We start from the raw sequence: 10,382 nt of genomic DNA, 5'->3' as shown, positions 1-10,382 counted from the left end.
AGCTATGTGTATAAGTTGTGCATGTATAAATTATTCTCAAACACGATGCTTTTTTTTAAGTACATCTTTACATTTCCTAAGTTAGGATGAATCTTATAATGCTCATAGAAGGAAGCTATCATGTTTGATTTTTTACGCACAAAAACAGATTCATCTTTTACATCTTCTTCATCCGTACGTTTGCCTATAGCAACGCTTAAATTTCAAGAAAGTACACTCACAACCACGTGTGCCAATCTACCATTTCTGCCTAAAATTGTTTTGGGATTTATCTCTTCTGCGCTTCCTTTTACTACCATAGCTCAAAAGCTCAAAGAAGCCTTACCGAAGGACTGTACCTTAATTCTTTCTACCACGGCTGGAGAGCTGTGCAGTATGGTGCAACACCCTCTTCCTTCGCTCTACTCAGAAGCTTCCGTAGGTGAAGGTGACAACATCGTGTTAATGCTTTTTGCACCAGAAATGATTAGCGATGTCTTTGTAGCGTCTATTTCTCTTCGCAGTGAAGATATCGCAACAAGCAGTAAAACTGCGCAAGAGCGGGTTGCTATGATTGGCGAGGAGATTAAAAAGATTACGCTTCCTTTTAAAATGCGCCCTGATGATACGCTAGGCTATACGCTCATTGATGGCTTAAGTTCTAGTGAAAGCTTTTTTATGGAAGCCGTTTACAATGTCGCTAAATTTCCGTGTTTACTTATTGGTGGTAGTGCAGGAGGTAAACTTGACTTTCAAAATACCTATATTTACGATGGCAAACAAACCCTTCGTCATCATGCCGTCGTTACATTTATCAAACTAGCACCACAGTACCGTTTTGGTGTTTTTAAGAGCCAAAATTTTAGAAAAACCTCTACCTCTTTTACCGTTCTCTCCGCCAATCCTCTCGCTCGAACGATCAACGCTTTTTTGGATAAGAAAAGTCATGTGGGTATGAGTGCTGTTTCTGCGTTGATGGAACATTTTAAATGCAGTGCATCTGAACTTAATGCAAAATTGGCAAATTACACCTTTGGTATTGAAATTGATGGAGAAATTTATGTGCGCTCTGTAGCATCGGTGGATATACCAAACGATACAATTCATTTTTATTGTGATATTGAAGCGGGTGAAGAGCTTTTGTTACTCGAAAAGACAGATTTTGTTCAAACAACGCATCATGATTATGAGGCATTTAGTCGTAAAAAACCTAAAGCCATCGGCGCTATTTTTAATGATTGTATCTTAAGACGTTTGTGTAACACGCAAGAGTTGGGGCGTCTTATGACGTTTAAAGAGCTATCGGTAGCTGGATTTTCAACGTTTGGAGAACTCCTAGGAGTCAATATCAATCAAACTTTAACGGCTATCTTCTTTTACCAAGTTGAAGAGGAACAATTTGAAGATGACTATGTGGATAATTTTGTTCAAAAATACGCTGCGTTTAAAAGCTACTTTTTGCTTCGAAAAATTAACCGTCAAGCGATGATTAATAGGATTAATAAAGCCATGTTGGAGCAGATGAAACAGAGTATGCCTGTGCTAAACAGTATAGGTTCTACCCTCACCCATGCGGTTCACTCCATTGATGCGATTGAGTCACAACTTGAAAGCGTGGAGAAGGAGTTTGTTCTTTTTGCTTCACAGATGGAAAAGGGAAGCGAGGAGAATGCGCATTTATCTCAAGATGTTGAGAATCTTGCCAATAATGTACGAGACATTCGCATGGTGTTAAGTGTTATTTCTGATATTGCTGAGCAAACCAATCTTTTAGCGCTGAATGCCGCCATTGAAGCTGCACGTGCGGGAGAACATGGACGAGGATTTGCGGTGGTTGCTGATGAAGTACGAAAATTAGCAGAACGTACGCAAAAAAGTCTCTCGGAGACCAATGTCTCTGTTGCAACCATTATTCAAGCAGTCGAAGGTATTAGTCATACGATGGGTGGTGTGAGTGGCGGACTAAGAGATGTTGCATCCAAAAGCAGTGCACTCTCCACAGACATGGAAAACTTAGCGGAAAAAAGTCACAGTATCTCTTCTGAGCTTCGCTCCCAATCAACATTGACGCAAGAGCTCAACAGAGAACTTGAAAAACTCAGTGTGTATGAAAAAACACTCCATATTTTGCATCAATCCTAACGTATTTGGGGGCGTTTTGGCGCCCTTTTCGTCTTTACATGTAACCTTATTCTTTTGAAATGTTTTTGGTTTCCATCAGCTGTGTGTATTTTTCCTGTAAGGCGATGTACTTTTCAAATAGAGCATGAAATGCACGCTCATAATCAATCGGCTCACCCTCTTCTTTTTCAGCGAACACGTTTTGTTCAGATAAGGATTTTGGGGCAATACTCTCATCCAAAATCCATTCGCCATCGTCTCTTTTAATTGTTTTGAGCACTTTCGTATTGATACGTTTAATGACTGAAAACGTACTCATTTTATATTTTGTCGCATATTGTTGAATGGTCAATAACTGCTCTTCTTGCATCCGTTTCCTTTTTACATGTAAAAATTGAAGCAAGGTTATTGTAGAATAATTTTCTTCAAAAAAAAGACTCCAATATAATGCTAAAGGATAACTAAACTATGGGTGGATTACTCAATAACAGTGTAAAAATGGAAAAAGGTTATAAACTAGCATCGCTCTCAACGATGCAAAAACATACCGCACCGCAAAATGAAAAAGAGAATAAAGTGGGCGAAGTAAACTCTTCTAAAGCAAAACCCAGTGATGCGAAAAAAGCCAAAGCGAAAGCCAAAGCCAAACAAGCAAAAAAAGATAGAAAACGCAATAAATAAGCTGTAAAGGGATACAAGACCCCTTTACATGTAAAGATTATTTTACAATCCCCTTTTCATACCACTTTCTAAGCCACGCATCCAGCGGATAGATAAATTTATAAATCGCAGGTACAACCAATAGGGTTAAAAGGGTCGAACTCACGAGCCCTCCAATAATCGCAAGTGCCATAGGCGAGTTAAACTCATGCCCTGCTCCACTGCCAAATGCGAGTGGAATCATCGCCCCAATCATCGCAAACGTTGTCATTAAAATTGGACGCAAGCGTTTTTCTCCTGCTTCTAACAATGCCTCATCAATGCTTTTGCCCTCGTGAATGGCGCGATTGGCAAAATCCACAACCAAAATAGCGTTCTTACCGACCATTCCCAAGAGTAAAATAACTCCAATCATGACAAATAAACTAAAAGAGTTTCCACTAAGATACAACGCCACCATCACGCCTGTAAAGGAGAGTGGCATCGAAATCATAATAATAAAAGGCTGAATAACAGACTCATACAATGCCGCTAAAATTAAGTAAATCAAAATAACCGCCAAGAGTACCGCCGCTCCAAACGCTTTGTTGGTATCTTCCATATTTTCCACGTCACCTGTGTAACGGTAACTGTACCCTTTGGGTAAAATATCAGGTATCTTTTCATTGATGATGGCTACGATTTTATCCAAAGAAGTGTTAAAAATATTGGCCGTTACCAACACTTTTCGCTCCCTGTCAAAACGGTTGATAGAAGCCGTTCCTGTTCCCTCTTTAAGCTCCAATAATCCCTCAAGGGTTACAAATTCCCCCTCAGCGTTACGTACTTTTAGTTTCTTTAAATCCTCTAATGATTGACGATAATGATCATTGTAACGCACCGTAATATCAAACTGACGTCCATTGTCTTCAAAATAAGAAACAGCGCTATCACTAGAATACGCAGAGGCTAAAACCGCAGTGATTTCTTGTACACTCACCCCTACTCTTTGCGCATTTTCTCTTAAAATAGAGATTTGAACCTCAGGTTTACCGCTTTCAAAATCCCTATCGACATCCACAATGCCTTGCGTATTTTTCAGAATTTCCATCAGTTTTAAAGAGATTTTATCAAGTTCTTCAAGGCTATCTCCCGTTATGACCACTTGCACGGGAGCGGTTGTTCCACCTGTATCAAAGTCATCAACTTTTTCCACCAAAATAGTCATATCGCTAAAGGTTTTGAGCTTCTCACGATAATACTGAATAATCTTCTCTTGCGTTTGCTCACGATTGACAACAGGTTTGAGCTTGACATAAAACTTCCCTTTATGAATCTCCTTAGCTGCGTTATACCCAATCGTTGAAATGGAGTAAACAATATTTTTATCCTCTTTTAAAAGCGCATCAATAGGCTCCATTTTGGCTTTCATACTCTCCAAATTAATCCCCACAGGTGCTTTAATGGAAATTTGAAATTCGCTGTTATCTTGCATAGGCATAAAGGTCATCCCTACCTTTAAGGTCGCAGAAGCCACGAGGAGTCCTATGGTTGCGATAATCGCAACTGTTTTAAAACGAAGGATGGGTTTTAAGAGTGCGACATAACTCTTATCAATCGCTTTTAAAATCGGCTCAGTGGCATGGTAAAACCAACTCTCTTTGGCTTGTAAAACGCGCGCTCCAACACTAGGAATAAACATAACCGCCACAAGATAGGAGATAACGATACCACACGCCACCGTCATGGCAAATGAGTTAAAGAACATACCCACAATGCCATCCATAAACGCCACAGGAATAAAAACCGCCAATAACACTGCAGAAATCGCTAAGATGGAAAACGCCACCTCTTTAATACCCTCAAATGAGGCTTGAAAAGGCTCCATCCCCTCTTCCATTTTTTTCATAATGTTCTCAATGACGACAATGGCATCGTCAATAAAAATACCAATCGCAAGGGTAAGACCAATCAAGGTTAAACGGTTTAAGTCATAGCCTAGCGCATCAATAATGGCAAAAGTACCAATGACTGAGGTTGGAATAGCCAAAGCTGAAACAATGGTCGCTGTGACATTGCGTAAAAAGGCAAAGACAATAACGATGGATAAAAACGCACCAAAAATAAGATCAAATCGAACATTGTTAATGTTAACCATGATTTTTTCAGATTGGTCTTGAAGCACTTTAATCTCAAAATGCTCTCCGGCTAAATGTTGCAATTTGGGTAGAGCTTTTTTCACTTCGTTAATAATTGTTAACGAGTTTTCACCCGCTATTTTTTTTACCTCCAGCGTTACGCCTCTCGCACCGTTGTAAGAAGAGTAACTCTTTGCATCACTCAATCCATCATAAATAGTCGCAACATCTTTGAGCATCACACCAGGTTTCAGCAAAAGCTCACCCACGGCTTCAACACTCTTCGCATCGCCTTCTGCTTTGATGATAATCTCTTGATTTTGATTAATAATCTTTCCAGCCCCTTGCTTGATGTTTTGCTTTGCGATAATAGCACTCACATCTGAGGAGCTTAAGGCATATTTGGCCAGTAAAAAAGGATCAAGAAAGATGCGAATCTCACGGTCTTGGTAGCCTACAATGTTCACTTCCCCCACCCCTTTAATGCGTTGGAGTTGGGATTTGAGCTTTTCATCGGCAAGGCGCATGAGCGCTTTGCTATCTTCACCTTTATCGGCAATAAAAAGACTGATGACTGCTCCTGAAGCGCCCAGTTTTTTCACCACGGGTTTATCCACTTCGCTAGGGAGATTAATCGCTCCTATCTTATCTCTGACATCGTTGGTGGCTTCATCGAGGTCTTTTGTGAGCTCAAACTGAATGGTCACAACGCTAAAGCCCTCATAACTGGTGGACATCAGCTTATCTATGCCATCCACGCCAGAGACCGCTTCTTCGATTTTATCGGTGACTTTAGTCTCCACCGTGGATGGGTCTGCGCCATTGTAGGTCGTTTGCACCGTGACAATAGGAAAATCGACATTGGGAAAAAGGTTAATGGGCATCGTGTTATAGGACATCAACCCAAAGACAATAAAGGTTAAAACACCCATTAACGTTGTAATGGGGCGATTAATGGAGAGTTTATACATAGGCTATTCCACGATGATATTGCCGTTGCCAAACAGACCAGGAAGGAGGTGTTTTGCTTTGACTTCGGCTTGCATTTGTCTGGTACTTGAAATCACGGTAGGGTAAATTTTACTAATGACTCCCTCATAAGCCTTCTCGCTTCCATCGACTTTGTAGAGAAACTTTTGCCCTACTTTGACACTTTGCCAGTACTTCTCATCAAATTTCAATACCAATTTCACATCATCAATGCTCTCAACGGTTAAGAGTTTGGTTTGAGACCCTAAGACAATGTTTCCAAGTTCGGTCATTTTTTGGGTCACCACCAAATCATAAGGGGCACGAAGCTCTGTCTTTTTATAGACAATCGCTTTGCTTTGTGCGGTAAGGCGTTTGACGTCTCTATCGTAGAGGTAATTTTCCATCTTCTCTTTATCAATTACATCTGCAATTTTGGCATAACGCTCATACACTTTTTGGGCATGTTCCGCATTTTTTTGCGCAATTTCATAAGCATTTTTCTCTTCAGCGTTGTAAAGAGAGAGGAGTAAATCACCCTTTTTGGCTTTGCTCCCCACCTCTACATGTAAACTTCCAACCACGCCTGAAATGGAGAGTCCAAGCTCGGAGCTTTTTTCGCTGACCACATCAAATGTGGCATAGACTTCACCCGCAAAAAGGGCTTGAAACATAAATATGGTCGTCATTAAAACTTTTTTCATTGAATAGCTCCTTTGATTTCTTCGCCCATTTCATACAGCAGGACGGCTTTTTGGTACTCCACTTCATGCAAAGCGGTTTGAAGTTGCGCTTGTGCGTTGAATCGCTCACTTAAGGCATCCAAATAGGTCACATTGTTGACAATGCCTTGTTGAAACTTCTTTTTAACCAACGCATAGGTCATCTCCGAGGCGTGAAGTTTGGCTTTGTTGGCTTCAATTTTTGCTAAAGCGGTCTGGTAACTGTTGTACGCACTCAAATAACTCGCTTTGGCTTTGTGCTTTTCATAGGCTAATTCACTGCTTTTCGCCAAATAGTTTTTTTGTGCGGCTTGCACACTCGCAGAAGTGGAGCCAAAGTCAAAGAGTTTCCACTGCATGGAGAGGACAATGCTGTTTTGATTCTCTTTGTCGCTCTCCCCTGCATTATTGGCGTAGTCGTTTTTAAAGCGTGAGTAGGTGTCTTCTAACTTAAACGTGGGTAGATGCGCTGATTTGGCGATGTTCGTCTCTTCTTGTGTGCTTTTAACGCTCTCTTCAAGCGCTAAAATATCCAGACGTTTTCCATCCATTTTAGGCTCCTCTTGAAGCCACACACGTGAACCTTCCTCGACTTCGACTCGTTTGCCTGTTAGGTATTCAAGTGTGTTGGAGATGTTGTTGAGTGTGTTTTGAAGGGTAAGGATGTCCACATTGCTCTGCTCTACGCTGGAGATGATTTTTTGAAGCTCATCTTCTGTGGCAGCTCCCACGCTTAAAAATTTTTCCAAACGGTAACGCTCGGCTAAGAGTTGCTCTTTTTTCTGCTCGGTGGCTTTAAGGCTCTCTTTGGTGCTTAGATAGTTAAAATAGGCGTAGATGACATTGAGAGAGACATTGTTTTGTACCGATGCAAGAGCAAAGGTCGCTGATTTGACGAGGGCGTTTTGCTGTGAAAATTGCGCTTCCCTTTTGCCCCCATCATACAGTGTGAAAGAGAGTGTGGCACTTCCTGTTCGACTCTTTTCGGGGGTAAACATATTTTCTTCTTTGTTAAAGGTTTGATTAGCCCCTAGACTAAGACTAGGTAAATAGCCACTTTTAACCGAATACGCTTTTTCTTGTGCGGATTCAAGTTGATAGCGGGAAGATTGAACATAATCGTTTTGCTCGGCAAGATTTAAGAGTTCACTTAAATTGCCAGAGGCAAAACTGAAAAGTGGGAGTGCAATGAGTAAGGAAATTTTTTTCATCCATGCTTCCTTGTGGCGTGATTTAAAAGAAATTTAACATGCTCAAAGAGGAGATTTTGTGCTTCGTAAAATCCCATATTGGAGGCTTTGGCACGTACGAGTAAGCCTTTAAGCAGTAAAATAATACTGCTACTTAGCAATGCGCTATTTTCAAGCTCAAATTCACCTTTTGCGATACCCTCTTCCAAACAGTGTGAAATAAAATCAAAATCTTCTTGAAAAAAACTTTCAAAATAAGCAGTGTAAAGCCCTGTTTTATCAATAAGCATAGCGCTCACAAAATGTTGATAAAGGGTGAGCATCTTCTCTTTGTCGTGGTCTTTTTCGCATTCACTAAAATTAAAATAGGCTAAGATTTTTTCTTGCGCACTCATTGAGGGATGAAGTCGCTTCTCAAACTCCTCTTTATGGCGTCTTGAGAGCATATCCCAAATCGCAAAGATAATTTCTTCTTTGTTCTTAAAATAAAGATACACCGTTCCCTTCGCCACACCTGAACTTTTGGCAATTTCATCAATACTCGTCTGCGCAATTCCTTTTTCACAAAAAGGATCAATCGCCGCACGAGCAATATCGCACCGTTTTTCTTCTTTATCGATAATCCGTGCCATACCTCTCCTTAAAATGACTGACGGTCATTCATTTTTTGAAATAGTACTTTTTTGAGAGGATTTTGTCAAGAAAAAGAGCTTTACATGTAAAGGTTATATCTGATTTAAAAGTTCTTTTTCAGCCATAAGGCGTTGGTACTCTTTTTCCATGATGATCTCTTGCGTAGATTCCACTCTATCAATAAAAACTTTACCGATAAGATGGTCGTATTCGTGTTGAAAAAGACGTGCTAAGAAGTCCTTAAAGTGGGCATATTGTGCTTTGCCTTCTCTATCAACGTAGCGCACTTCTATGGTGTTATGACGGGGCACAAGCGCACGAATGCCTGGCAGGCTCAAACACCCTTCCCACTCTTTATTGCTCGCTTCAGAATACGAGATGATTTCAGGATTGATGAGTGCGGTGGGTTCCATCAAGGGTGCATACGGATAGCGTTTGTTCGGATACGATGCCATAATGATGATGCTTAGTGAATGTCCGACTTGAGGTGCGGCAATGCCCACACCTTTAGACTCTTTACATGTAAAAATCATGGCATCAATGAGTGATTGAATTTCAGGGTCTAAAATGTCGCTTACTGGTTTTGCGACAAAGCGAATAATGGGACTGCCTAATTGGAAAATTTCTAAACTTTGGGACATTGCGCATCCTTACCATAATCATCAAACCATAGCGCACACACCACTTTATAAATTTCTATGTAGAGTTCCAACTTTTGAAGGTCGTAGGATGCTTTACATGTAAAGTAGGTGCGTAAAAAAAGACGTATTTCTTGGTTTGTAAGTTTAAATTCTACAACAATCGACGCCAAATCAAAATACCTATCGTTGATACGTGCGTATTCCCAATCAATCAATGTAACGTTATGCGCTTGAAAAAGGATGTTTTTTGGGTTTAAATCGTGATGGCACAACACAGGCTCACTGCGTTGGAGGTGAAGCTTTTTAAAGAGCAAAAAGGCTTTGTTTGAGAGCGATTTTTTGTACGCTTTGAGCATATCGTAAGGCTTTTGGTGATGGTTTATGCGATGCAGTTTTTGCAGCGTACGTGCGATGCTTTGCAAGGCTCTTGGAGTGAGTTTTGTGCGATGCTCTCCTGTACCAAACTGGGCAATCATGAGGTTTTGCGTTGTGTCTAAGAGCAGTGGTTTTGGCGCAACTTTTTTCTTAAAAGCTTTTTTCCCAATTTCAAATTCATCTTTGCGGTTGAGCGTATTGGCTTTGAAAAGACGCACAAGGTAGTTTTGTGTTGTGCTCTCAAGCAAGTAATTGGTGTTGTTATAGCCTTGATTTTCTAAAAGCGTGAGCCGTAGTAGTGTCTCATTGGCAAAAAGCTCGTAGGTGCGCAAGTGTTCAAGCATTATGGCTTACTTTTATTTGATTTCCATTGGTAAAAACCTAAAGCTGCCAAAACGGTGTAAAGAAAAAACAAAACAGCCGTGAGATAAAACGCTTTTTGAAGGTAAATGTAGATAGAAACAGCGTCAATGACTATCCAGTAGAGCCAATTTTCAAGAATTTTTTGTGCCAGCATGTAGGTTGTAAACACCGCAAAAACCGTTGTTGCCGAGTCTAAATAAGCAAAATCCGCCCGTGTGTACGTATCCATGACATAGCCAATCAGTAGCGATAAAAAGGTAAGAAAAAGAATGATTTTTAGATGTTTTATCATCCGCCATGAGCTTACTTCTCGCTCTTCATTTCCCTTTTTCCCATGCTTCCACGCATACCAGCCGTACACCGCCATGATGAGGTAGTAGGCATTGAGCGCTGAGTCCATGAGTAAGGAGGCATCAAAGAACAAAATCGCATAAATGAGCGTACTCAAAAATGCCGCAACCCAGCACCAAAGGCTTTGACGCATGGCTAAAAAGAGATATAAGAGTGATAAAAAGACGGCTAAACCTTCCCATGGCGATGTTGCTAGAAGTGCTTCGTAAACCCCTTTTAAAAATTCGTTCATTCGCTTCCTTCTTTTGATTGTGGAGTGGA

10 protein-coding genes and 1 pseudogene are annotated in these 10,382 nt (G+C 40.7%); 3 read left to right on the top strand and 8 right to left on the bottom strand.

Annotated elements, in window-relative coordinates:
- Positions 1-120: 120 nt before the first annotated feature.
- Together SDEL_RS12420 and SDEL_RS12415 are read left to right on the top strand one after the other, a co-directional pair.
- Positions 121-1,302 (top strand): annotated as a pseudogene (locus SDEL_RS12420) (FIST signal transduction protein); the annotation flags it as partial.
- 162 nt (positions 1,303-1,464) lie between these two features.
- Positions 1,465-2,121: a methyl-accepting chemotaxis protein gene (locus SDEL_RS12415; RefSeq protein WP_425352956.1), complete on the top strand. Its 657-nt coding sequence runs from the start codon at positions 1,465-1,467 to the stop codon at positions 2,119-2,121.
- 46 nt (positions 2,122-2,167) lie between these two features.
- Here the strand turns inward: SDEL_RS12415 and SDEL_RS05015 are convergent, their stop codons facing one another.
- On the bottom strand, positions 2,168-2,470 hold the full coding sequence (locus tag SDEL_RS05015; RefSeq protein ID WP_012856770.1) for a hypothetical protein: 303 nt from the start codon (positions 2,468-2,470) through the stop codon (positions 2,168-2,170).
- Positions 2,471-2,568: 98 nt separating this feature from the next.
- Here SDEL_RS05015 and SDEL_RS05010 point away from each other — a divergent pair, with 98 nt between their 5' ends.
- On the top strand, positions 2,569-2,781 hold the full coding sequence (locus tag SDEL_RS05010; protein ID WP_012856769.1) for a hypothetical protein: 213 nt from the start codon (positions 2,569-2,571) through the stop codon (positions 2,779-2,781).
- A gap of 37 nt (positions 2,782-2,818) precedes the next feature.
- Here the strand turns inward: SDEL_RS05010 and SDEL_RS05005 are convergent, their stop codons facing one another.
- The 7 genes from SDEL_RS05005 to pnuC form a co-directional block, all read right to left on the bottom strand.
- Positions 2,819-5,848: an efflux RND transporter permease subunit gene (locus SDEL_RS05005; RefSeq protein WP_012856768.1), complete on the bottom strand. Its 3,030-nt coding sequence runs from the start codon at positions 5,846-5,848 to the stop codon at positions 2,819-2,821.
- Between the two features lie 3 nt (positions 5,849-5,851).
- A complete protein-coding gene (locus tag SDEL_RS05000) occupies positions 5,852-6,550 on the bottom strand; it encodes an efflux RND transporter periplasmic adaptor subunit (protein ID WP_012856767.1) in 699 nt (232 codons plus the stop codon).
- On the bottom strand, positions 6,547-7,779 hold the full coding sequence (locus tag SDEL_RS04995; RefSeq protein WP_012856766.1) for a TolC family protein: 1,233 nt from the start codon (positions 7,777-7,779) through the stop codon (positions 6,547-6,549). Before SDEL_RS04995 ends, SDEL_RS05000 begins: the two co-directional genes overlap by 4 nt.
- Positions 7,776-8,390 carry a TetR/AcrR family transcriptional regulator gene (locus SDEL_RS04990; protein WP_012856765.1) on the bottom strand — a complete coding sequence of 205 codons (615 nt, stop codon included), beginning with the start codon at positions 8,388-8,390 and terminating at the stop codon, positions 7,776-7,778. Before SDEL_RS04990 ends, SDEL_RS04995 begins: the two co-directional genes overlap by 4 nt.
- A 93-nt stretch (positions 8,391-8,483) precedes the next feature.
- Positions 8,484-9,032: a peptide deformylase gene (def, locus tag SDEL_RS04985; RefSeq protein ID WP_012856764.1), complete on the bottom strand. Its 549-nt coding sequence runs from the start codon at positions 9,030-9,032 to the stop codon at positions 8,484-8,486.
- Positions 9,017-9,751 (bottom strand): choline/ethanolamine kinase family protein, encoded by a 735-nt coding sequence (locus SDEL_RS04980; protein WP_012856763.1) that lies wholly within the window; start codon positions 9,749-9,751, stop codon positions 9,017-9,019. The genes def and SDEL_RS04980 overlap by 16 nt, the downstream gene beginning before the upstream one ends.
- Entirely contained in the window at positions 9,751-10,353 is a 603-nt protein-coding gene (gene pnuC, locus SDEL_RS04975; RefSeq protein ID WP_012856762.1) for a nicotinamide riboside transporter PnuC, read from the bottom strand. Before pnuC ends, SDEL_RS04980 begins: the two co-directional genes overlap by 1 nt.
- Positions 10,354-10,382: the final 29 nt, after the last annotated feature.

This window comes from Sulfurospirillum deleyianum DSM 6946 (genome assembly GCF_000024885.1).
In the GTDB taxonomy this organism is placed as follows: Bacteria; Campylobacterota; Campylobacteria; order Campylobacterales; family Sulfurospirillaceae; genus Sulfurospirillum; species Sulfurospirillum deleyianum.
The sequence above is the reverse complement of the archived record's forward strand: the minus strand, read 5'-3'. Positions and strand labels throughout refer to the sequence as shown.

Coding starts and splice junctions, on each gene's coding strand:
- SDEL_RS12415 (WP_425352956.1), top strand. CDS start 1,465: ATGATTAATAGGATTAATAAAGCCATGTTGGAGCAGATGAAACAGAGT.
- SDEL_RS05015 (WP_012856770.1), bottom strand. CDS start 2,470: ATGCAAGAAGAGCAGTTATTGACCATTCAACAATATGCGACAAAATAT.
- SDEL_RS05010 (WP_012856769.1), top strand. CDS start 2,569: ATGGGTGGATTACTCAATAACAGTGTAAAAATGGAAAAAGGTTATAAA.
- SDEL_RS05005 (WP_012856768.1), bottom strand. CDS start 5,848: ATGTATAAACTCTCCATTAATCGCCCCATTACAACGTTAATGGGTGTT.
- SDEL_RS05000 (WP_012856767.1), bottom strand. CDS start 6,550: ATGAAAAAAGTTTTAATGACGACCATATTTATGTTTCAAGCCCTTTTT.
- SDEL_RS04995 (WP_012856766.1), bottom strand. CDS start 7,779: ATGAAAAAAATTTCCTTACTCATTGCACTCCCACTTTTCAGTTTTGCC.
- SDEL_RS04990 (WP_012856765.1), bottom strand. CDS start 8,390: ATGGCACGGATTATCGATAAAGAAGAAAAACGGTGCGATATTGCTCGT.
- def (WP_012856764.1), bottom strand. CDS start 9,032: ATGTCCCAAAGTTTAGAAATTTTCCAATTAGGCAGTCCCATTATTCGC.
- SDEL_RS04980 (WP_012856763.1), bottom strand. CDS start 9,751: ATGCTTGAACACTTGCGCACCTACGAGCTTTTTGCCAATGAGACACTA.
- pnuC (WP_012856762.1), bottom strand. CDS start 10,353: ATGAACGAATTTTTAAAAGGGGTTTACGAAGCACTTCTAGCAACATCG.